The sequence below is a fragment of the Chryseobacterium sp. Bi04 genome (genome assembly GCF_918698085.1).
In the GTDB taxonomy this organism is placed as follows: domain Bacteria; phylum Bacteroidota; class Bacteroidia; order Flavobacteriales; family Weeksellaceae; genus Chryseobacterium.
Genome location: NZ_CAKKLP010000015.1, coordinates 45,637 through 69,416, shown reverse-complemented (window position 1 = coordinate 69,416; position 23,780 = coordinate 45,637). Strand labels below are relative to the sequence as shown.

At 35.1% G+C, this 23,780-nt stretch carries 21 protein-coding genes; 14 read left to right on the top strand and 7 right to left on the bottom strand.

Annotated features, from left to right (window positions below; translation table 11 throughout):
* Positions 1-166 precede the first annotated feature (166 nt).
* From LQV47_RS19210 to LQV47_RS19190, 5 genes are all read left to right on the top strand, one after another.
* A complete protein-coding gene (locus LQV47_RS19210) occupies positions 167-802 on the top strand; it encodes a DUF4241 domain-containing protein (protein WP_230040474.1) in 636 nt (211 codons plus the stop codon).
* Positions 803-869: 67 nt separating this feature from the next.
* A complete protein-coding gene (locus LQV47_RS19205; RefSeq protein WP_047488274.1) occupies positions 870-1,760 on the top strand; it encodes a ribokinase in 891 nt (296 codons plus the stop codon).
* An 89-nt stretch (positions 1,761-1,849) separates the two neighbouring features.
* Positions 1,850-2,695: an alpha/beta hydrolase gene (locus LQV47_RS19200; RefSeq protein ID WP_230040472.1), complete on the top strand. Its 846-nt coding sequence runs from the start codon at positions 1,850-1,852 to the stop codon at positions 2,693-2,695.
* Entirely contained in the window at positions 2,692-3,336 is a 645-nt protein-coding gene (locus LQV47_RS19195) for an HD domain-containing protein (protein ID WP_230040470.1), read from the top strand. Before LQV47_RS19200 ends, LQV47_RS19195 begins: the two co-directional genes overlap by 4 nt.
* A gap of 38 nt (positions 3,337-3,374) precedes the next feature.
* Positions 3,375-3,974: a hypothetical protein gene (locus LQV47_RS19190; protein ID WP_230040468.1), complete on the top strand. Its 600-nt coding sequence runs from the start codon at positions 3,375-3,377 to the stop codon at positions 3,972-3,974.
* A 50-nt stretch (positions 3,975-4,024) separates the two neighbouring features.
* Here the strand turns inward: LQV47_RS19190 and LQV47_RS19185 are convergent, their stop codons facing one another.
* The 7 genes from LQV47_RS19185 to LQV47_RS19155 form a co-directional block, all read right to left on the bottom strand.
* On the bottom strand, positions 4,025-4,255 hold the full coding sequence (locus tag LQV47_RS19185; RefSeq protein ID WP_230040466.1) for a hypothetical protein: 231 nt from the start codon (positions 4,253-4,255) through the stop codon (positions 4,025-4,027).
* Between the two features lie 179 nt (positions 4,256-4,434).
* Positions 4,435-5,325, bottom strand: a complete 891-nt coding sequence (locus tag LQV47_RS19180) for a DUF72 domain-containing protein (RefSeq protein ID WP_230040464.1) — start codon at positions 5,323-5,325, stop codon at positions 4,435-4,437.
* A gap of 101 nt (positions 5,326-5,426) precedes the next feature.
* Positions 5,427-7,586, bottom strand: coding sequence for a T9SS type A sorting domain-containing protein (locus LQV47_RS19175; RefSeq protein WP_230040462.1), 2,160 nt, complete (start codon positions 7,584-7,586; stop codon positions 5,427-5,429).
* A 222-nt stretch (positions 7,587-7,808) separates the two neighbouring features.
* The gene (locus LQV47_RS19170; protein WP_230040460.1) at positions 7,809-8,525 is read right to left on the bottom strand and encodes a hypothetical protein; all 717 of its coding nucleotides are present in this window, start codon (positions 8,523-8,525) and stop codon (positions 7,809-7,811) included.
* A 177-nt stretch (positions 8,526-8,702) separates the two neighbouring features.
* Positions 8,703-10,370: a ribonucleoside-diphosphate reductase subunit alpha gene (locus LQV47_RS19165; RefSeq protein ID WP_257190949.1), complete on the bottom strand. Its 1,668-nt coding sequence runs from the start codon at positions 10,368-10,370 to the stop codon at positions 8,703-8,705.
* Between the two features lie 47 nt (positions 10,371-10,417).
* A complete protein-coding gene (locus tag LQV47_RS19160; protein WP_230040456.1) occupies positions 10,418-10,708 on the bottom strand; it encodes a hypothetical protein in 291 nt (96 codons plus the stop codon).
* A gap of 103 nt (positions 10,709-10,811) precedes the next feature.
* Entirely contained in the window at positions 10,812-11,786 is a 975-nt protein-coding gene (locus tag LQV47_RS19155; protein WP_230040454.1) for a ribonucleotide-diphosphate reductase subunit beta, read from the bottom strand.
* 423 nt (positions 11,787-12,209) lie between these two features.
* Between LQV47_RS19155 and LQV47_RS19150 the strand changes: the two genes are divergently transcribed.
* The 9 genes from LQV47_RS19150 (at position 12,210) to LQV47_RS19110 (ending at position 23,756) form a co-directional block, all read left to right on the top strand.
* Complete coding sequence (locus LQV47_RS19150; protein WP_230040452.1) at positions 12,210-12,899, top strand: ABC transporter ATP-binding protein; 690 nt, start codon at positions 12,210-12,212, stop codon at positions 12,897-12,899.
* 83 nt (positions 12,900-12,982) lie between these two features.
* Complete coding sequence (locus LQV47_RS19145; protein ID WP_230040450.1) at positions 12,983-14,212, top strand: ABC transporter permease; 1,230 nt, start codon at positions 12,983-12,985, stop codon at positions 14,210-14,212.
* A gap of 81 nt (positions 14,213-14,293) precedes the next feature.
* The gene (locus LQV47_RS19140; RefSeq protein WP_230040448.1) at positions 14,294-15,565 is read left to right on the top strand and encodes an ABC transporter permease; all 1,272 of its coding nucleotides are present in this window, start codon (positions 14,294-14,296) and stop codon (positions 15,563-15,565) included.
* A 124-nt stretch (positions 15,566-15,689) separates the two neighbouring features.
* Positions 15,690-16,895: an efflux RND transporter periplasmic adaptor subunit gene (locus LQV47_RS19135; protein ID WP_047488322.1), complete on the top strand. Its 1,206-nt coding sequence runs from the start codon at positions 15,690-15,692 to the stop codon at positions 16,893-16,895.
* 635 nt (positions 16,896-17,530) lie between these two features.
* Positions 17,531-18,436 carry an NAD(P)/FAD-dependent oxidoreductase gene (locus tag LQV47_RS19130; RefSeq protein WP_230040446.1) on the top strand — a complete coding sequence of 302 codons (906 nt, stop codon included), beginning with the start codon at positions 17,531-17,533 and terminating at the stop codon, positions 18,434-18,436.
* A 315-nt stretch (positions 18,437-18,751) separates the two neighbouring features.
* Complete coding sequence (gene glyA / locus LQV47_RS19125) at positions 18,752-20,017, top strand: serine hydroxymethyltransferase (RefSeq protein ID WP_230040444.1); 1,266 nt, start codon at positions 18,752-18,754, stop codon at positions 20,015-20,017.
* A 59-nt stretch (positions 20,018-20,076) separates the two neighbouring features.
* Positions 20,077-20,535 carry a regulatory protein RecX gene (locus LQV47_RS19120; protein WP_230040442.1) on the top strand — a complete coding sequence of 153 codons (459 nt, stop codon included), beginning with the start codon at positions 20,077-20,079 and terminating at the stop codon, positions 20,533-20,535.
* 27 nt (positions 20,536-20,562) lie between these two features.
* Positions 20,563-21,699: a DegT/DnrJ/EryC1/StrS family aminotransferase gene (locus LQV47_RS19115; RefSeq protein ID WP_230040440.1), complete on the top strand. Its 1,137-nt coding sequence runs from the start codon at positions 20,563-20,565 to the stop codon at positions 21,697-21,699.
* Between the two features lie 128 nt (positions 21,700-21,827).
* Positions 21,828-23,756 (top strand): nucleoside-diphosphate sugar epimerase/dehydratase, encoded by a 1,929-nt coding sequence (locus LQV47_RS19110; RefSeq protein WP_230040438.1) that lies wholly within the window; start codon positions 21,828-21,830, stop codon positions 23,754-23,756.
* Positions 23,757-23,780 lie beyond the last annotated feature (24 nt).

Genomic DNA, 23,780 nt, shown 5'->3' with positions numbered 1-23,780 from the left:
CGTCTTCTTTTATGTATTAATGATAGAAATCAGGCAGTTGTACCTTAAAAGAAAGTGGAAGGCTAGAGTAGAAAGAAAAAGAAACATTACAAATGGTCATTGGATCAGTTGAATGAATTATTTTCGGTTTCACTCAGCTACACATTGAAAACAAGTAATAAATAACATGAAACATATAGAAAACATACAGAAACTATTCTCAAAAGACTTTGTAGAAAGTCCTTTGTTGGAAAGTTTTGAAGTTGGAAAAATTTACCTTTCCAGTGGAAAACTGATAGCTTGTGATCCCCTAATCACAAATGATATGCTTCCTTTTACCACAGAATTTCCCAAAGGAAATTTCTCAGTGATGTTGCACAAAGAAAGAGAGAGTAATTGTGTAGCGTATGCTGAAATCATATTCAGTAATTCTGCTATTGCAGATTGGAAACTGGCTACTACAGCAGGACAGAATATCAAGGATCTTGCAGAAGGAGAGGTTTTTGGATATCCTGTAGAAAGTGGAATGGGTTGTCTGATGGATGTGGATACCCAGGCCAGTCTTAATGATTTGGAACAAAAGCTATATCAGAAGAAAGGTGGAGACTTTATGGGAATCTATGAAGAATTTTTCCATGATTATTTCTTTGATGAGAACGGCGCGATAGACCAGTATGCTTTCTTAAAGCCGTCCGATGAACATCCTGGAACTATATTTGCCTTTGAAACCGGATATGGTGAAGGTTTTTATGCCAGTTATATTGCTTATGATAAAGATCAGCAGCCCGTAAAGATAATTACTGAATTTATTGAAATAAGTTAATAAAAATAGTTACTTTTGGATCACTGATTTTCACCAGATATAAATGTTAAAACTAATATAAAGCACAATGAAATTCTCCTCAGAACAACCCAGAATTATTGTTGTAGGCAGCTCATCAATAGATTTGGTTTTAGAAACCGAAAAGCTTCCTTTACCTAATGAAACCGTTTTAGCCGTTAATTCAGACAGCTATTTTGGAGGGAAAGGAGCCAACCAGGCAGTAGGAACAGCGAGGCTTGGAGCAAGTGTTTATTTTATAGGTTGTGTAGGAATGGATCCACTGGGTCAGCAAATCATGAGAAACCTTGTGAGTGAAAATGTGAATGTAGGTTTTGTTCATGAGACAGACAAAGAATCCACAGGGACAGCTTATGTAACAACCTGTAACGGAAATGCTGCTATTGTAGTGGTTCCGGCAGCCAATAAATATCTTAATAAAGCTCATATAGATGAAGCAGACCGGTATTTCCACAGTGCTGATCTTGTACTTGTACAGCTTGAGGTTTCTATAGAAGTTGTAGAATACACGGTAAAAAAAGCGAAAAAATATGGCAAAAAAGTAGGGCTTTATGCTTCTCCTGCAATGCCTGTAAATGAAGCGATTATTGAAAATGTTGACTTTATTGTAGCAAAAAGCAATGAACTTTATATTATTTTTGGCGAAGAGAAAAGGGAAGAAGTCCTTAAAAAATACTTCAATAAAGTATTTGTAAGAGATGATACGAATTCTACTATTTATTTCGACGGTACGGAGATGAAATATTTCAGGAATGATAAAGATAAGACTGTTTATAAGATGGGAATGGGAGATGCATTTACTTCAGGGTTTGCTATAGCATTGTGCCACGGGAATACTATTGAAGACTGCGTGAAATTTGGAAATGAGGTTTCAGCAAGAGTCTCAGGGGGTAAAGGTTCACAGACAGGATTACCTAAGATGTCGGAATTCTTTTCTTAAAATTATTTAAGGCATATCAAAACTTAAAAACTTAACATAAAAATATAATGAAAATGTCCACTTTTATAGTGGATTTTTTCTTTTATACTATGGAAAAACTAATACTTACCACAGAGGATCATGTTTCTTTAACGGCACACCTTTTTAAACCTGAAAAAAGCAATGGGAAACTACTGCTTATTAATTCTGCAACAGGAGTAAAACAACAGGTGTACTTTTCATTTGCCCAATATTTTTCTGAACAGGGATTCACAGTGATCACTTATGATTATAGGGGAATAGGGCTTTCCAAACCGGAGAATATGAGAGGCTTTCATGGCTCTATGAGGCTTTGGGGCTCAAAAGACTACCAAGAGCTCACCCGGTATATCAAGGTGAAATTCTCTGAATACAAAAAATACTGTCTGGGACATTCTGTGGGAGCATTAATTCTGGGGATGAATAAAGATTCTGAGATTTTTGAAGAATTTATTTTTGTGGGAACTCAAAATGCTTTTGTGGGAAACCTTAAGAAAAGAACAAAAATTGAAGCTTATCTTGGCTTTGGAATTGTTCAGCCCTTAACCACCTCAGTGTTAGGGTATTTTCCGGCACATTGGTTTGGGCTTGGAGAAAGTCTGCCAAAAGATTGTGCATATGACTGGAGAACCTTAATTTTAAACAAGAAATCAACCAACAAACTGTTGGAAAAAATTGATGATTATTCTAAAAATTTAAAACAGAAAGTATTCGTAGTCAGGGCGGAAGATGATGTATGGTTAACCGAGAAAGGAGTATTAAGTTTATTAAATGATACTTATCCTAACCTTACACCCACCTACAGGCTTGTAAAAACTTCCGAATCTGATAAAAAAGAAATAGGACATGTTAATTTTTTTAGAAATTATAATAAAAAACTTTGGGATATTATTTTAAATGAACTGATAGATAAATGAAAAGTACAATTGACAAGACCGTAGAATTTGTAAAAGAAAAATTAATCGGGGCAGAAGCCGGACACGACTGGTTCCATATTGAAAGAGTTTGGAAGCTGTCCAGAAAGATTGCAGAAACAGAAACCTGTGATCAGGAAGTAGTAGAGCTTTCGGCACTTCTTCATGATATTGCAGATCCCAAATTTCATAATGGAGATGAGACGATAGCTCCTAAAATATCCAGAGAATTCCTTACAGGGCAAAATGTTTCTGAGGAGACGATAGAAAAGATTCTTTTTGTTATTGAGCATATATCATTTAAAAACAGGGGTAACGCTCCTGTAGATCCTTCCATAGAGCTTAAAATAGTTCAGGATGCAGACCGTATTGATGCTATTGGAGCCATTGGGATTGCGAGAACATTTAACTTCGGCGGGTTCAAAAATAATCTGATGTATGATCCTGAAATTAAGCCCAGTCTACATATGTCCAAAGAAGAGTATAAAAAATCAAATGGTACAACCATTAATCATTTTTATGAAAAATTATTGCTTCTGAAAGAGTTGATGAATACAGAGACGGGGAAAAAACTGGCTGAAGAAAGGCACAATTATATGCTGAACTTCCTTGACCAGTTCTATAAAGAATGGAATGTAGACTAAGATTCTCCTGAAAATTCTGAAATAAGTATCTTTGCAGTATGGAATTTATCATTTTTGTTATCTTTTGGGCTTGTGTGCTTTCTTTGGTTTTTTATAAAGTAAAATCAGGAAAGGTGGCAAAATGGGCAAAGCTGTTCCGTATTCTCACCGTTGTTTTTTCAATTTCTTTTTTTGCCTATTGGTTTATCAAAAAAAGTGCTGTGGCATTTGTAGACAATTCAGTGGGACTTCAGGTTGTTAATAAGCTTCCCCAGGCCCTGGATTTTTACCTTATCAATGTCAGCAAGGAACAGTCAAACATACTGCTGGAGCCCAAGCACATTGGAAAAATACGCCCGGAATACTACAGGATAGAATATCTTAAAATGGATAAATCTGATGAATATTGGATTGTGGGATATTTGGGAAGAAAGAACCTGGTTTACTTTTCTCAGCATTCTGTTCCCAATAAGAATATTGATCAGATTGTAGAGGTACAAAATTATATCAATCAAAGTGTAAAGCTTTCCGAAGCTGCAAAAAAGCAGGTGGATGCCTACAACTATGAAAATACCAAACTGGGAATCTGGATCTCATTAGATTTTCTGCTTTTATTCCTTAACCTGGTATTGCTTCTGAGAAAAAATAAATCACACTAAATAAAAAAAATGAGTAATAAACGTTTATTACTCATTTTTTATACTTTATATTAAGGATAATCCAGAATATGCATCACCTGCTCTTTGAGTTCTTCGGGGCAGCTTTTGACTAATCTATCTTTACTCAGCTTGCTTATTTGTCCGGGCTCCAGCCATTCAGTAACATTGGAGCTCATGCTATGGTTATCATATATTCTTTTTATGGTACCATTTTCATAAAAAATATATTCATCACCCAACCAGTTGGTAGTGATGTTGATTCTACAGATTTCCTTTTCCATTATCTCGTTTTTTTAAGTTTACACTATTGTGTGAAATATATTAGTTCACTAAAGTATAAAAATTTATGATACGAAAAGACTTTTATCACCAGGAATTGAATTTTAAGTGATAAATTGGAATTGTTCTGTATAAGCTTTTGTGAATGAGTATATTATTATTTGACAGTAATCTGTCCGGATTAAAATAATGTTCCCGTATTTTCAGTGGCCATCTGAGGAATATGAATATCAGTTTTCCATTCTTCATTGATTTTTTTAATGAAGTAAGCAGACAGCAGGGGAGAAGCTTTTTCTATATTTTGATGTACAAAGAAATAAAGATTTTGTAAGCCTTCTTTTTTCCATTTTGTCAGATGCTGTAACCAATCGTCCAATCTTTCATAATCACTCTCTGCGTTGGCTCCTACATAACGGATAAATGCATTGGGAGTAGTAAGGCGCATATGGAGCATATCTCTTCTTCCCGCAGTATCTACAATGATGTTGGTGATGTTGTGGGCTTCAAAGAGCTCACAGGTAGTATTGAGAATCTCTTCGTCAGTAAACCATTCCGTATTTCTAAGTTCTATAGCCAGAGGAACTTCTTTTGGCCATTCTTTTACAAATTTTTCCAGCCTGTCATAATCTTTAGGTTTAAAATTATCATGAAGCTGAAGAAAAGCCATTCCTAATTTTTCATCAAAATTCATGACGGCAGAAGCGAAATGAGTTACAGGATCCGTCACGTCGATAAGTCTTCGGAAGTGGGAAACTGTATTGGTGATTTTAGGAAAGAACTTAAAATTTTCAGGTGTTTTTTCTTTCCATGTTTTCACCTGATCCGGAGTAGGCATTCCGTAAAATGTAGCATTCAGTTCAATAGAATTAAATTGAGTGGCATAATAGGTCAGCTCATCCTTTGTTCCTTTAGGATAAAACCCTTTAAGGTCGGTCTTATTCCATTTGGCGCATCCAATAGATAGGTTTTCAAACCCTTTTTTATTAAGATTTAAAATTTCTTTAGTTTTAGAATGATCTTTGGGAAGGGTAAAATCTATTTTTGAAGGGTCTTCTACTTGTCCGAATTTCATATATCTCGTTTTATGGTATTAAACAATATACACAAATATAAATCAAAAAAATCATAGAACGTTCTATGATTTTTGGTAAAGAATATGTGTTTTGAAGAAGATTATCTTTTTATAATCTTCTCCGTTACTTGCCCTTTATCAGTAGTTATTTTCATGATATAAACAGAGCTAGGATAGCTTGAAAGATCAATTTTTATAAGTTCCTGATTAAAATCCTGGTTGAAGATAATCCTTGACTGAGTATCAATTATTTTTATATTTTTTATAACAGAGTCAGAATTAACCTGCAGGATATCTTTTACAGGATTTGGGAAAACTTTGAAAGATTTTATATTAGCTTTTACATTTCTGTTTTGAAGAAAGCTCCCACAGTTTGCTGTAAATGTAATATCAGGATACATTGATTGTAGATCGCTTAATTGGGCATCGTCGACACACATCTGGAGATTAATGTTATAGCCATTGTAATCATGAAATTCCTCTATAGATCCATTTCTTATATTAACATAAGTGAGGTTTGGCATATTCCAAAGTGAAAGTCCTTCGAAATTTGTTGCAGTAGAAAAATTCAGTTGTGTTATTTGAGGGCTATTGCTGATAAATGCAGTTTTTAGCTTAATATTATTTAAAGTATTCACTTGTGAAATTAAAGGTAGTGACTGTAAAGTAATGGATTCCAAGTTAAAATTGTTAGAAATATCAATAGAAGATAGTAAGTTGTCTTCTTTAAGCTCTAATGTTTTTAAAGCAGAGCATTGTGATGTATTGAAGGTGTTTATTTGTGTATTGTGAATAGTAATTTCTTTAATACCAGTACACTGTAATAAATTAATTGAATTTAATTCAGGAAAAACACCATCTCTTTCTAGTACATAATAACCGATCGCTATTTTTTGTATAGCAGTACAGTTCTGTATATCCAATTCTTTTAAATGACTGTTACCACTAAAAATGAAATTGGCTAATGAGGTACAGTTTTTAGCAGTAATTTTTTGAAGATCATCGTTACCTTGAGTATTTACTGTCTCGGTTCTGCCGGTTTTTAAAGTGGTAAGATTCGCAAGATTACTAACATTCACGGTATTCATATAGCCACATGAGTTGGTGATGTCAATATTTTCCAAAGCTTGTGCAGCACTGAAGTTGACATTATTGGATATTTTCTGATTAAAAGCCTTTAGTATTTTAAGTTTTGGAAGACTCGCAAGGTTCAATGCATTTACATTCCCAAAATAAATACCAGATGTAGTATTGTATCCGTATCTGTTGTAGAAAGAGCAATCTAATTCTTCCAGATTAACAAGCCCTGCCGTACTAAAATTAATAGTGGGAGCATTCAGTCCTTTTATTTTCTTTAATGAAGTACAGCCATTCAGGTTTACTGCAGAAAAATAGGCTCCTGTTGAAGAATAATGATCGGTGTCTGCTATGATTTCCTGCAAATTAGTACAGTTGTTGGCAATCAGTTCGATATCCTGACTGTTACCGGAGGAAGATATTCCGTTATTACCCAATACAGATATCTTTGTTAGAGTATTTAGATCAGGAACAGAAATTTTTGATAAAAACTTACACGAATTAAAAGTTAAACTGGTAATACTTGAGTTCTGAATATGAAGTTCCATAAGCTCGGCTGAATCAATTACCGCATTGCTGCTGATCTGTTGACAGTTTTTTAGGGTTAAACTGTTTTCAGGAGAATACCACGGATTACCTGTAGCCTGGTAGGCGATGATATCTGTAATATTGTTGATGCCCGGGCAGCTGTCGAATGAAAGATTAATGGGAGCAGCTGTATATTGTCCGGATTGGGAGAGGTCATAGTAGAAAGGTCTTCCTTGTACTTTTTTTATTTTGGTATTATTGATAAAGCTGATATTGGCGGTTCTGGTATTCCAAAAGTAAAGTTCTTCAAGATTGGAGAAAAGTAAGGCATCTGAAATACCGTCAGGAAGATGGCTGTTGTAATAGGCAGAGTTTATATTGTTAGGATCATACCGGTCTCCGGCAGGATCAATATACATCTGTTCAATATCTACTTTTATATCCAGGATTTTTACCCGCTGGGCTTCCGAAAGCTGAATTTCCCCATCTCCATTTTGGTCTACTGCGATAGCGTTTCCATTGAAATTTTTTGCTATCTGATTGGTAGAATTAGCACTTAGAAGAAGGGCTTTGAATTTTACATCAGAAAAGTTGAGGGTCTGAGTGTAAGCCACAGAAAAACAGCTTACTAATAAAGTAAATAATATTTTTTTCATAATTGAGTTTTTAATGGTATTAGATTTTATGACTATCCATTCATGTGGCTGCTAAAATAGCCCTTTTTCAATAGATTGATTATTAGTATTTTTTAATGTGTTTTTATTATTTATATGCTAAATTTGATTTTTTAGATGTGCTTTTATTAACAATTTTAATAAATTTAAAAAATAAATATGATATTATTCTTTTGTATAGAAAAATATCTATGCCTGTCGGATCTATTTAAAATTCATCCAGTTTCCGGAATGAAGATTCCCTAAAAGCTTTTTCTCATAAGTTGAATTGCAGATAAAAAGTGTAGATTCTGTAAGTCTGCTCTTTTCTATTTCTTCAATTTCTTTTTTGTCAGCTTCACTTACGATATGGTGAGGATTAGAAAAATCTAAACGGCTATTGGTTGATAATTTAATAATTCTGTCTTTATCTCTCCAGGTAAAAACCTGACTATGGGTATATCCGGATGAGTCTTCTGTTAGTTCGGGATCCTGATATTCTTTTTTCAGGGCAGCAATGAATTTAAGGATGTTATCTTTGGAAGCCGGCGTAACGGCATTGATGAGCATGAGATTTCCTTTATCATCAACAAGTGATTCAACTCTTGAAAAATGGATATTGTCAAATTGGGCAACAACATCTTCAGGAGAATACCCCACTACGCGATATTGTATCGCAAAAATCTTATTCCGGTCCCCATTCCATGTGTTGTCATATTCGGTAATGGTATCTTTTTCAACATATTGTTTTCCGCTTAAAAGCTTAATATTTTCTCTCTTCATGGAGTTCTTATAAAAACGCTCAGCATTTAATCCCAAGTCAACCTTTTTTAAGTTCAGAATATCCTTATCATATTCCTGGCCTTGGCAGGAAATACAATATATACACAAAAGGATTAAAACATAATTTTTTATAGCATTGAGGTATACATTATTTTTCATGGTTTTTTTATAGCAATATCCAATATTTTTTTAGAATCCCTACGCTTTTTTTCTGTTGAAATTAATCATCGTGACTTATGCAATATAAAAATCACTTATAAATACTGTGATGCCAGAAAATATAAAAGCACGCCAAAGGGCGTGCTTTCGTTGATATGACGTATTTATTATTTGAATTTATGCTTCACAAGCAGAGCACGTTACGAAATTAACCATCATTTCTTTTGAAACAGAAGAACTTCTTTGGTAGTAAAGTGTTTTCACTCCTTTCTTCCATGCTTCTATATACAGATAGTTAACGTCTTTTACAGGCATTGTGGAAGGAATCTGAAGATTCAATGATTGTGCCTGGTCGATATATTGTTGTCTCTGTGCAGCCTGAGAAATAATTTCCATAGGAGAAATTTCTTTGAATGTTTTGAATACTGCTTTTTCTTCGTCAGTTAATTCAGATAAATGCTGTACAGAACCATGGTTCAGCATGATTGTTCTCCAGGTTTCTTCATTGTCTAATCCTTTTTCTTCCAATAATTTAGCAAGATATTTGTTCTTACGCATAAAGTTTCCTTTAGCCAGACCTGCTTTATAATAGTTAGAAGCAAAAGGTTCAATTCCCGGAGATGTTTGTCCTAAGATGGCCGAACTTGAAGTGGTAGGAGCAATGGCCATTGTAGTGGTATTTCTCAGTCCGTATCCTTTCAATAATTCCGGTTCACCATAAATATTGGCCAGTTCTCTTGAAGCCTGCTCAGCCTGTTCTTTGATATGTTTGAAAGCTCTTGCATTGAATTGAGTGGCCTCAAAACTTTCAAACGGAATCATGTTTTTCTGTAAATAAGAGTGGTATCCTAATACCCCTAATCCAAGTGCTCTATGACGCAATGCGAAGTTTCTTGCTCCCTGCAGGTAATAATTTCCTTCAGTTTTTTCGATGAATTCTGATAAAACAGCATCAAGGAAATAGACAGCCAGCTTTACAGCATCAGTATCTTTCCATTCATCATACAGTTCCAGGTTCATTGATGATAAACAGCAGATGAATGATTCTTCTCTTGTAGATGGAAGCATAATTTCTGAGCACAGATTACTTGCGTTAACAGTCATTCCCTGATCTTTGTAAACCTGGGGCTTGTTTCTGTTTACGTTATCTGTAAAGAAAATATAAGGAAGACCTTTCTGCTGGCGGCTTTCTAATACTCTTGCCCAAACTTTACGTTTTTCCATATCACCGTCAATCATATCCTGCATCCAGTAGTCAGGTACACAAACTCCGGTAAATAAATTCTGAATAGGGCTTCCGATATCTTTAATGGATAAAAATTCTTCAATATCTCCATGGTCGATGTCCAGATAAGCTGCAAAAGCACCTCTTCTTACGCCTCCCTGAGAAACAACATCCATTGCGGTATCAAACAATTTCATGAAAGAAACGGCTCCTGAAGATTTTCCATTATCTGTTACTGCAGTACCTCTGTTACGAAGTTCTCCAAAATATCCGGAAGTTCCACCTCCAATTTTTGTCTGCATAATGACCTCACCCATTTTGTGAGTAATCCCTTCAATACTATCCGGGATATGAACATTGAAACATGAGATAGGAAGACCTCTCTGTGTTCCCATATTAGCCCATACCGGGGAAGAGAAGCTGATCCATCCTTTGGTGATCATTTCCTTAAAAGCAGGCTGTAGTTCCGGCTTATATAATTTTTTTGCAGCAGCAGTGGTGATTCTGTCGATGGCTCCATCTACTGTTTCTCCTTTCAACAGATATCCTCTGTTCAGCATTTGCTCAGACTCTTCATTGAGCCACCATATATTTGAATTTTGTTCTTCCATAGATGTTATATTTTCGAATTCCGAAGTGTGGTAATCACTCCGGAATTTTGTTGTATTTATATTATTGATTGTAAAATTTCTACTTTGTGGGAACCATTCAGCCCGCTCTCATCTCTTAATTTCTGAAACTCTTTAAAAGAAGGTATATTCAAAACTTCATGCTGTACTTCCTCATTGATGTAGTTTGAATAATGTAAAAAAGTAACACCGTCTTCTTTTACAAAGACCTTATATTCAAAGGTTGATTGATCCAGATTTTTAAAATCATTCAAAAACTTTTGAATATTAGCTTTATTTGTAGGAACAAATTCAGATTTTACCGTGTAACTTACTATTACGTTAATCATCTTTTATATTTGTGCTTGTTGAATTAATTGGCTGTAATTGAAATAAATAATTTATTCTAATAGGATCTGCTTTGGCGCTCGCTTCGCTCGCGCTTTATATCATTTAAAACAAATCGTTTGCTGTAATACTCTTATCGTGTTTTGTATAATCTACAGGCCTCTTGGCAAAGAAATCATCCATAGAGTTAGCAAAAACCTCTTCTTCAAACCATTTCATAGGGCGGTATTGCTCTGGAGAAATATTATAACGGGTTTCCATATTGATTTTCTTTAAGCTGTCATCAACACGATATTTCATAAAGTTCAGAAGGTCTTCTCTTGAGAAAACTGTAAGCTCTCCTAATTCAAAGATCCAATCCAGGATTTCACCTTCCAGTTCTATGGATTGGTCTACCAGGGTGTAGATGTCTTCAATGTCAGAATCAGTCAATAGATCAGGTTGTTCCTCACGGATCTTATTGATCAGATAAATTCCTGCATTGGCATGAATCTGCTCATCTACTGAAGTCCAGGCAATGATATTAGATACATTTTTCATGTACCCTTTGAACCTTGTGAAAGAAAGGATGATGGCAAACTGAGAAAACAGGGATACATTTTCAATTAAAATACTGAATAATAAAAGAGAAGAAACATATTCTTTTGGTGTCGTAGAATTGGCATGCTTAAGAACATTTGATAAGAAATCAATTCTCTTTTTCACGGCAGGAATTTCTATTACCGTTGAAAATTCTTCATTATATCCTAACACCTCCAATAAACGGGAATATGCTTCGGAATGGCGAAATTCGCATTCTGCAAAAGTAGCTCCCAAACCATTCAGTTCCGGTTTTGGCATGTGGTTGTATAGGTTTCCCCAGAATGTCTTTACAGACACCTCGATCTGTGCAATGGCTAAAAGCGCATTTTTTACAGCATGCTTTTCATTGGGTTCCAACTGCGAATGAAAATCCTGAACATCTGCAGTAAAATCCACTTCCGAATGTACCCAGAACGATTTGTTGATAGCTTCTACAAATTGAAGAACCTCAGGGTATTCAAATGGCTTATAACTTACTCTTTTATCAAAAATTCCCATATTAAATGTCTTTATAATTAAATAATTCAGATGTATGTGGATAACGTTCAGAAAACATTTAACTTTTTGTTTTTGTGTTGTTTGTGAATTAAACTTATTCACAAACTATGTTTGTGTTTCTGATCAGAATCTAACTACAAAGTTCGAAAAAAAGAACTGATTTTGAAAGGGGTAAATACTAATTGACTGACTTTTAGCTGTAAAAGTTTTCCACATTTACATGAAACCAGCACGGATAATAGGCTAAGCAGCAATATTGAGGATAAATGGATGGAAAACTAAAGTTACGATTAAACAATTTGTTGTAAAGTGCTTTTAATAAAGGTGTATTTTGTTAAACAAAAAAATATTTGAATAAATTTTTATTCTTGTAACAATTTGAAATTATCATCTACTTATTGGATATAAAACATACATCACTTAATGTTAGTAATTCAGGATTTACATAAGTCATACGATACAGGAAAAAGCAAGCTTCATGTCCTTAAAGGGATCAATCTGAATATTTCAGAAGGTGAGTTTGTATCTATTATGGGAAGTTCCGGTTCCGGAAAATCTACACTTCTTAATATTATTGGTATTCTGGATGAAAAGGATTCAGGAATATATGATCTTGATGGAGTACCCATTGAGCATTTATCTGAAATAAAAGCGGCCGAATACAGAAGTAAATTCTTGGGTTTTGTTTTCCAGTCCTTCAATTTGATCAGTTATAAGACTGCTTTGGAGAATGTAGCTCTTCCTTTGTATTATCAGAATGTACCCAGAAAAGAGCGTAATCAGAAAGCAATGGAGTATTTGGAGAAAGTAGGGTTGGCGCAGTGGGCTAATCACCTTCCCAATGAACTTTCAGGAGGACAGAAACAGAGAGTTGCTATTGCCAGAGCCCTTATTACCAATCCCAAAGTAGTATTGGCGGATGAACCTACGGGAGCATTGGATTCAAAGACTACTCATGATATTATGAAGCTTCTTCAGGATATTAACAATGAAGGAAAGACAATCATTGTGGTGACTCATGAACCTGATGTGGCTGCCCAAACGAAACGAAACGTAATACTGAAAGATGGTATTATTGAAAGTGATGAATTTATTAAGCAGCTTGTACTGTAGATAAGTTAATTTGAGAATTTGAAAATGAGATAATTTGAAAATTTAACAATCGTAAATTTTCAATCTTTTAATACTAATAAAAAATGTTTGATCTAGATCGTTGGCAGGAAATATTCAGTTCTATCCGCAGTAACGTACTTCGGACGGTACTTTCCGGATTTACTGTGGCCTTGGGGTTATTTATTTTCATTGTATTGTTTGGAATCGGGAAAGGACTTCAAAACGCTTTCTCTGAAGGGTTTGCAGGAGATGCCAAAAACCTGATTACGATTTATACAGGAAAAACCACTTTAGCCTATAAGGGATTACAGTCGGACAGGAATGTTACCATGAATAATGACGACTATGATTTTCTAATCAATACAGATAAGGAAAAAGTAGGTGCTTCCACAGCCAGATATGCAGCCAATTTAATGGTAAAATATGGGAAGGAAAGCGGACTTTATCAGATACATGGGGCAGAACCCGGAGAACAGATTATTGAAAACAGAAAGATTATCGATGGTCGCTATATTAATTCCTTTGACCTTCAAAGAAAACAGAATGTAGCAGTCATTGGAAGAATGGTTCAAAGAGATTTAATTAAAAATGGAAGCTCAGTAGGAAAAGAGCTGGATATTAATGGAACCATGTTTAAAGTAGTGGGTGTTTTTTCCGATGATGGAGGAGACCGGGATGAAAGACACATCACTGTGCCAATAACAACCCTGCAACAAATGAAAAAAGGTTCTGATACTGTAAATACAGCCTTTATTACCTATAGTGATAAGCTCACTCCCGAGCAGGCTATTAAATATGGAGATGAACTGAAAGATAAATTAAAATCGAGAAAAAATGTCTCTCCTGATGATGAAAACGGAGTCCGTATCTGGAATAATGCCAAGAATATGAATGATACATTCACATTTATGGCGGTTCTTACGGCTATTGTAGGATTTATCGGGATGGGAACCTTACTGGCGGGAATTATCGGGATCAGTAATATCATGGTGTACATCGTAAAAGAGAGAACTAAAGAAATAGGCGTGCGGAAAGCCATTGGTGCCAAGCCTGGAGGTATTGTCGGGTTGATTGTACAGGAAAGCGTTGTTATTACAGTGGTTTCAGGTTTTGTAGGAGTGGCAGTAGGGGTTTTGACGTTAAACCTGCTTGGAGACAGCCTTGAAGAGTTCTTTATCAAAAGTCCGAGTGTAGGATGGGGAACGATAGTAATGGCATTTGTAGCATTGGTCTTTTCCGGATTGATTGCCGGATTTGTTCCTGCATACAGAGCTTCAAGGATTAAACCGATAGAAGCATTAAGAACAGAATAACAGCAATTTGAAATAGGGTAATGATGAACGGTTGTACCTTTTACCCTTTTACAAATAGTAATAATTTATAACTAAGAAGAAGTGAATATCATATTTAAAAAAGACACTTGGCAGGAGATCTATTATTCATTGAGGAATAATAAGCTTCGGACATTTCTTACCATGATTGGAGTAGGATGGGGGATGTTTTTGTATGTAAGTCTTCTTGGAGCAGCCAAAGGAATGGAGAATGGTTTTGATAAATTATTTTCAGGGTTTGCTACCAACTCTATTTTCCTGTGGGCGCAGAAAACGTCTATTCCTTATGAGGGATTTCCTAAGGGAAGAGAGGTGCATCTCAATTTATCCGATATGGATATGCTGAAAAGAAAACTCACAGAGATTGATTATATATCACCTCAGAATTCCAGAGGGAGCTTTACCGGAACACCCGGGGAGTCGATGTCGAGAAATGGTAAAAGCAGTACCTATTCTCTTACCGGAGATTATTCTGTAGGGAATAAAATTTCAGAGAAGAAACTTATTTTCGGAAGATATATCAATGATGCAGACGTTTCAGGAAATAAAAATGTAGTGGTTATCGGAGAAGAAATCTATAAAAATTTTTTTGAGGCTAAGAAGAAAGAAAACCCGATTGGAAAATCCATTAATATAAAAGGAATATTCTTTAATGTAATAGGTGTTTTCAGAGTGAAAAAAGGAGGAGGTTTTGAAAATGATCAAACGGCTTTTATTCCACTTTCTACTTATACCAAAATGTATAATGCCGGAGAACAGATTGATATGTTCGCTATTGTCAGTAAGCCCAATGCAAACGTAAATGACGTGGAGGAGCATGCAAAGCAGGTTTTAAAATCTAAGAATAAAGTTTCTCCTGAAGATACCAATGCTTTTGGAAGTTTCAACTTAGGAAAGGAATTTAAAAAACTGACAGGTTTTCTTACGGGAATGCAGCTTTTAACAATTATCGTGGGAACATTGACGATTCTTGCCGGGGTAATTGCTATTTCAAATATCCTGCTGATCACGGTAAAAGAAAGAACAAAAGAAATAGGGATCAGAAGAGCATTAGGAGCAAAGCCGGCTGAAGTAAGGAATCAGATTTTGTTGGAAAGTGTTGTAATTACACTCTCGTCCGGGCTTCTGGGTTTTATGTTTGGGATCTTTGTGCTGATGATTTTAAATGCGGTTACACAAGGACAGGATTCTTTTCCTTTCTATAACCCAACGGTAAATTACGGAAATGTATTTGCAGCCATGGCAGTCATGGTGATTTTAGGATTGATTATCGGAATGATACCGGCACAGAGAGCGGTAAAGATCAGACCAATTGAAGCATTACGATCAGAATAATAAAATAATTAGAAAAATAGATAATTTGAAGATTTGAAATTGCAGTAATCTGGCCATAAGCATACAGGATTCATTTTTTAATTTCTAAATCATTCAATTTTAAAGTAAAAAATAAACTATACATATGAAAAAGAAATTCACTTGGAAAAAAGCCATTTATATTGTGTTAGGGCTTTTATTTGCAGTGGCATTGTTCTCCGGGATTGGCTATCTTGTAAAATCAAACTCTAAAGAGAGTGAGGCCTTTCTGACCCGTAAACCTTCTGTCCAGAATATGGATGATAAAGTGATGGCTACCGGAAAAATTACTCCAAAAGAAGAAATTGAAATTAAACCCAATATTGCCGGGATTATCGATAAAATTTTAGTGAAAGAAGGAGATAAAGTGGAAGCAGGACAGTTAATTGCTACCGTGAGAATTGTTCCTAGTATTTCTGAAGTAAATGCAGCACAGCAGGAAGTTCAGAATGCACAGCTTCAGATCGGTAACTCTCAGCTGAATGTAAGTAATATGCAGAAGCAATTTGATATGCAGGAGAAACTGTATAAACAAGGAGTTGCTTCCAAGCAGGAATATCTTAATTCCCAGCAGCAATTGTTTTCTCAGCAGCAGTCTCTTAAAAATGCTCAACAACAGCTTAATACCGCTCAAAAAAGACTGCAGATTGCCAAAACGGGTGCTACCCCTGAACTTCAGGGACAAGGATTGGCTACGACGCAGATCCGTTCCAAAACTTCAGGAACTGTTCTTGAGGTTCCTGTAAAAGTAGGAAGCCAGGTAATTGAAGCCAATAACTTTAATGCAGGAACAACTATCTGTTCTGTAGCAGATTTGAACTCTCTGATCTTTAAAGGGGAAATTGACGAAGCTCAGGCAGGAAAACTAAAAGAAGGAATGGATATGAATATCGTAATCGGTGCATTACAGAATAAAACATTTCCAGGAAAGCTGACCATGATTGCTCCCAAAGGAAAAGATAATGCGGGAACGATTAAATTTCCGGTAGAAGGAGATGTAACAAATCCTAATAATGAATACATCAGAGCCGGTTTCTCTGCTAACGGAGAAATTGTATTGAGTTCTCAGAAAAATGCTTTGCTATTGGACGAATCTTTAGTTCAGTATGAAAAGAAACAAGGGAAAGATGTTCCTTTTGTAGAAGTAAAGCAAAAAGACGGAAAGTTTAAAAAGACCTACTTAAAACTTGGAGCAAGTGATGGAATTAACGTTCAGGTTCTTCCTGGATCCAATATTACAAAAGATTCCGAAGTAAAAGTTTGGAATCCATCAGACAAGGATAAAGAAGAATTAAAATCAAAACAGAAATAATAAACTAACACTATACATTTAGCTGTTAAATCCCGGAGACTTCTTCGGGATTTTTTTATTCCTTCTGGTATAAGCAGTTGATGTAATAAAATGGATCAGGTTATAAACTTGGGGAGTAAGCAAATTGGGTTAAATCTAAAACCTCTTGTTTGGATGACATTCAAAAATCTATGCATAACATAAAATATGTGTTTTTATATTTGACTTGAAAATAGGATGGAAATAACCTTTTATTTCACACAAAGGAATAATCATTCGGATGCTCTATTTTAAGAAAGCAAAGAAAGACGGCTTTGTCGCTGAATAAGCGATATAAAAAGTTAGCTTCATCAAAATCGATTTCTAATCGATTCATTCTTGGCTCACTTAAAATCAAGCATAATAAAAATAGAACTTTGCGTCAAAGAGAAGCTGCATTGATGTACGTTTATGCTCCCCCCCCAACTTTTGCACCTGATCCAATAAAAGCAATATTTAGATTGGAGGAGTAAAGAAACAGTATTAATATATTTGAATTTAATGTAAAAAAAATATTAACGCAACATTATTGCATTAATGTTTTTTTGTTTTAACTTTGCATAAGCAATAAGCAATAAGCAATAAGCAATAAGCAATAAGCAATAAGCAATAAGCATATGGAAAGTAAAAAATTTGATGTCATCATCATAGGAGGAAGCTATGCCGGATTATCAGCAGGAATGGCCTTGGGCAGATCGTTAAGAAATGTTTTAATCATGGATAATGAAAAACCTTGTAACAGGCAGACCCCACATTCACATAACTTTATTACACACGACGGAAAAACTCCTAAAGAAATTTCAGATGCCGCAAGAGAGCAGGTGAAAGCATATCATACTGTAGAATTCTATAATGGGACTGTTGTGAAAATAACCAGGGAAGTTGATGGTTTTAAAGTAGAAACATCTTATAATGGGGTTTTCCGGGCTAAAAAACTTATTCTGGCTTCCGGAGTGAACGACCTAATGCCTGATATTTCAGGATTTGCTGAATGTTGGGGAATCTCCGTAATACACTGTCCATATTGTCATGGTTATGAAGTAAAAGATGAGGTGACAGGAATTCTTGCAGATGGGGAGATGGCTTTTGAATTTTCAAAACTGGTTTTTAACCTGACTAAAAAGCTAACCTTATTTACCAATGGGAAAACTAAGCTCACCCCGGAGCAGGTTGCCAAATTGAACCGGAATGGAATCATCATCAATGAAGATGAAGTTCAAAGTATAGAACATGAAAACGGATATATTCAGAACATAATTTTTAAAAACGGAAAAATGGTTCCGCTAAAAGCTTTATATGCTAAAATACCTTTTGAACAAAATCTGAATGTCTCGGCTGATTTGGGGGTTGAATTAACGGAGCAGGGATTTATAAAGGCAGATTTTATGCAGAAAACAAATGTTCCCGGAGTTTTTGCCTGTGGAGATAATGTTACCATGATGCGGTCTGTAGCCAATGCTGTTGCGCAGGGGAATTTTGCAGGAGCTGTTGCCAATAAAGAGCTTTCGGAAGAAGAATTTTAATAAGTTCCATACAGCATGTGGATCTTATCCAGGGTGAAGATTAAAAATAATTCTGGCTGCTGCTTTATGGATGAAAAATCGTTGAATAGTTGAATGCCTGTTTCTCAAATACAATTACAACAGAGGGTGTAGTTTGGAAAAGCTCGTAATCAGATTAAAAATTATGGTCATCAGTTTATGGCAGAAAGGTTATAATTATACATTACCGGTAAGGTTTTACAACACTTAGGGGCTAAAAATCATATAATTTGATGCTGAAACCTCAAGGGAAATTCCGTACATTTGGGGTGAAAAATTTCAAAAACTAAAAGTAAAATGGATATTATTTTTGACCTGATTGAAAAGGAAAGACAAAGACAAGCCCATGGATTAGAGCTTATCGCATCAGAAAATTTTGTTTCTGAAAACGTGATGAAAGCAATGGGAAGTGTACTGACAAATAAATATGCTGAAGGATATCCCGGAAAAAGATATTACGGGGGATGTGAAGTGGTAGATGAGGTTGAAACATTAGCCATCAACAGAGCAAAAGAACTTTTCGGAGTAGATTATGTGAATGTTCAGCCACATTCCGGTTCTCAGGCCAATGCAGCCATTTATCTTGCTGTTTTGAAAGCTGGAGATAAAATTATGGGAATGGACCTTTCAATGGGAGGACACCTTACTCATGGTTCTGCAGTGAATTTTTCAGGAATTCAATATGAAGTGGTTTCTTACGGTGTAGAAAAAGAAACAGGGCTTATTGATTACAACCAAATGAGGGAAGTAGCTTTAAGAGAAAGACCAAAAATGATGATTGCAGGTTTCTCAGCATATTCAAGAGATCTTGATTATGTTAAATTCAGAGAGATTGCAGATGAAATTGGAGCAACACTTTGGGCAGATATAGCACATCCTGCTGGTTTAGTAGCTAAAGGATTATTAAACTCGCCATTTGAGCATTGCCACGTAGTAACTACTACTACACACAAAACATTAAGAGGTCCAAGAGGAGGTATGATCATGATGGGGAAAGATTTTGAAAATACTTATGGTCACAAAACTCCAAAAGGAGAAACTAAAATGATGAGCCAGGTATTGGATGGAGCTGTATTCCCGGGAATACAGGGAGGGCCGCTGGAACATGTGATTGCCGGTAAAGCAGTCGCTTTCGGAGAAGCTATAGATGGACAGTTTGAGACATATGCAAAGCAAGTTAAAGCTAATGCCCAGGCATTATCCAAAGCAATGATCGACAGAGGGTTTGATATTGTAAGCGGAGGCACAGATAATCACCTGATGCTTGTAGATCTTAGAAACAAGGGAGTAAATGGTAAAGAAACTGAAAAAGCATTAGTACTTGCTGATATTACTTGTAACAAAAATATGGTTCCTTTTGATGACAAATCACCATTTACAACATCTGGTATCAGACTAGGAACAGCAGCAATTACAACAAGAGGACTTAAGGAAAACGATATGGATACCATTGCCGGATTTATTTCTGATGTGGTAGACAATATTAAAAATGAAGAGGTTCTTACATCTGTAAGAAAGAAGGTTAATGAATTAATGGAAGGAAAAGCTCTATTCAATTATTAATATAACAGAAAAAATATAATACAAAGAATGAGCGGGCGCTCATTCTTTTTTTTGCAGATATGGAAAAGAAATCTTTTACTTTTGATGAAATTAAGATGAAATTGGTGAACTATTGTGTTTATCAGGACCGATGTCATGCCGAAGTAGAGCAGAAAATGAGAGAATTTCTGCTTATTGAGGAAGCAAAGGAGGAAATTTTATTGTATCTTATGAAAGAAAATTATCTGAACGAAGAAAGGTTTACACGTAGTTATATCCGCGGTAAGTTTTATATCAAGCACTGGGGGAAAAATAAAATCAAAATGCATCTTAAACAGAAACAGATCTCTGAAAAACTGATCAATATGTGTTTTGACGAAATTTATGAAGATGATTACATGAAAACCATCACAAGAATCTATGAAGATTATTTCTCTAAACAGACGGGACTTAAGGAATATCAGAGAAAATCAAAAACTATAAAATATTTAATGAGCAGAGGTTTTGAATATGAGAAAATAAATGATATTTTTGAATAAACATAAATTAAACAACAAACACACAAATTGAAAAAGAATAAGATCTTGCTTTCACCTCCACACTTAGGAGGCAGCGAGTTACAGTATATACAGACTGCATTAGATACAAACGGAGTTTCTCAGTACGGTTCAAACATAGATGGGTTTGAAAAAAGACTTGAAAACTATCTTGGAAAAGACTCCTTTGTGACCGCTTTGTCCTCAGGGACAGCAGCAATACACCTAGCATTGAGACTTTTGAATGTAGAAGAAGGGGATTTTGTGATCTGCCAGTCTTTTACTTTTGTGGCTTCTGCTAATCCCATTCTTTATCAAAGAGCAATTCCTGTTTTTGTAGACAGTGAGGCTTCTACCTGGAATATGTGTCCCAATGCTTTGGAAGATGCTGTTAAATATTGTCTGCAGCAAGGTAAGAAACCGAAAGCAATCATTGCCGTATCTTCATATGGAATGCCGTTTATGGTAGATGAAGTCCTTGAAGTTTCCAGGAAATATGAAATTCCTGTTATTGAAGACAGTGCCGGAGCTTTGGGCAGTACATACAAAAATAGACCTTGTGGAACATTTGGAGATTTATCTGTGATTAGTTTTAACGGGAATAAGATTATTACGACTTCAGGTGGGGGAATTTTAATATCTAGAAGCAAAGCAAATAAAGAAAGAGCTTTTTCCTTTTCTACCCAAGCCAACGAAAATAAAGACTATTACAGTTATTCAGACATAGGATATAACTACAGGATGAGTAACATCTCTGCAGGAATAGGAATAGGGCAACTGGATGTTTTAGAAGACAGGATATTAAAAAGAAGAGAAAACCATGAGTTTTATCAGGGTATCTTTGAAAATGATGAAACCATCAATCTTTTGGAAGAGCCAGGTGAAGATTTTTTTTCTAACTATTGGCTGAACACAGTCACCATTGAAGGAAATAAGTCTGGAATGACAAAAGAAAAATTAAAAAAAATATTTTCTGAGAATAATATAGAAACCAGGTATTTATGGAAACCTATGCATTTGCAAACCCTATATAAAGGGTATAATTTTTTTGGGGATAATATTTGTGGTATGCTTTTTGAAGCGGGTTTATGCTTGCCGTCAGGGTCCAATCTTTCTGTGGAAGATAAAAATAGAATTGCAGATGTCCTGAAAAATCTAAGAAAGTAAAATTATTTTTTAGATTTAGGATATTGATGATATTTTATTTTAATTTTGCACGAATGATTCAATGTGAGTTGAATTAAGCGGCTAGAAATTGTATCACATTTAATAACATATGAACACCAATCAAGACAATGTATAACTCTCTTAGAAAAAAAATATTTGGAGGAGATAATGTTGTCAATCTCTCAGATGTAAGATATCTTCCCAGATGGATAATACTTGTAATAGATATTATTATTTTGGTAATATCCTTATTTCTCTCTACGTATATCATTGAAAAAATTACCCAAAAAGAGTTTATTTATCACGAAGAAAAAAGTATTGTTTTTGCTTTTATCATTCTGGTAAATACAGCATTTATGTATTTTTTTAAAACATATGCAGGGATTATCAGACATTCCACATTTATAGATTTATTTAAACTTCTTATTTCCTGCTTCTCTACATTATTTGTCGTTGCGACAATTAATCTGATGTATTTCTGGGTTACCGGAGGAAAATTCATTTTAACACCCTATCTTGTTTTATACTTCGTTATATCCTTTATGGGATTATTTCTTTTTAGACTCTATGTCAAAGAATTTTTTCACATTGTCAGAGAGTACAGGAGAAGTACTTTGAAAAAAAGAATCCTTGTATTGGGGATTGATGAGCAGTCTATTGCTATTGCAAGGGCTATTTTAGATAATCCCAACCTTCCTTACCAGGTGGTAGGATTCCTGACTCAAAGAACGGATTCAAAAAGAGCTTCACTTTTAGGGAAACCTATTTACGCAAAAGAAAAAATAGAAGAGAATACTAAAGATGATCTTCTTGTTGACGGGGTTATTATAGTAAAAGAAATGATGGCTAAGGATGAAATGAATTCCTGGGTGAATTTATTTCTGGAAAAAGATCTGAATGTTTTTAAAGCCCCTTCAGTGCAAAAACTGAGAGATAGTGATCTGGGAGGATCAATCAGAAATCTTCAAATTGAAGATTTGCTTAACAGGAAGCCTATAAAAATTGAAAACGAAGAAGTCAAAAGCAGACATTACGGTAAAAATGTACTGGTTACTGGTGGTGCTGGTTCTATTGGTAGCGAAATTGTAAGACAGGTTGCTCAGTTTACACCTTCTTTAATTGTTGTATTAGATCAGGCTGAAACGCCGTTATATGATATCGAGCTTGAAATGAAAGACAAGTTTCCTCATATCAGGTTTAAATTTGTTCTTGCAGATGTTTCAAATATACATAGAGTAGAGCCGCTATTTGAGATGTATAATTTCTCAATGGTCTATCATGCTGCAGCTTATAAGCACGTGCCTCTTGTTGAAGATAATCCTAATGAAGCGATTCGGGTGAATGTTTTGGGTTCAAAAAATATTGCTGTTTTATCCAGTCGTTATAAAGTAAACCGATTTGTGATGATTTCTACGGATAAAGCGGTAAACCCTACTAATGTAATGGGAGCTTCTAAAAGAGCTGCAGAGCTATTTGTTCAGTCTTTACAACATGCTGAAGGAAATTCAACAAAATTTATTACCACAAGATTTGGAAATGTTCTGGGATCAAACGGTTCCGTTATTCCACATTTTAAAAAGCAGATTGAAGCTGGAGGACCTGTAACAATCACACATCCTGATATTGTAAGATATTTTATGACCATTCCTGAGGCTTGTGAACTGGTTCTTCAGGCTGGAACAATGGGGCAGGGAGGTGAAATTTTTGTTTTCGATATGGGTGAGCCGGTGAAGATTCTGGATTTAGCCAGAAGAATGATCAAACTATCAGGATTTGAACCCAACATTGATATTAAGATTATTTACACAGGACTTAGACCGGGAGAAAAGCTATATGAAGAGCTGTTAAGTGATAATGCAAAAACTCTTCCTACCCATAATGAAAAGATCATGATTTCTAAAGATCCTACCATGTCATTTTCAGAAATAGAGAGTCTTGTCCAGTTGATCGGAGAGGCTTCTGTCAATAAAGAAAAAGTAGAAGTTGTTAAGATTTTAAAGCTAATAGTACCTGAATTTATAAGCAATAATTCAATCTACGAGGTTTTAGATAAATAGAAAAAAATATAAGTGTATATTTGC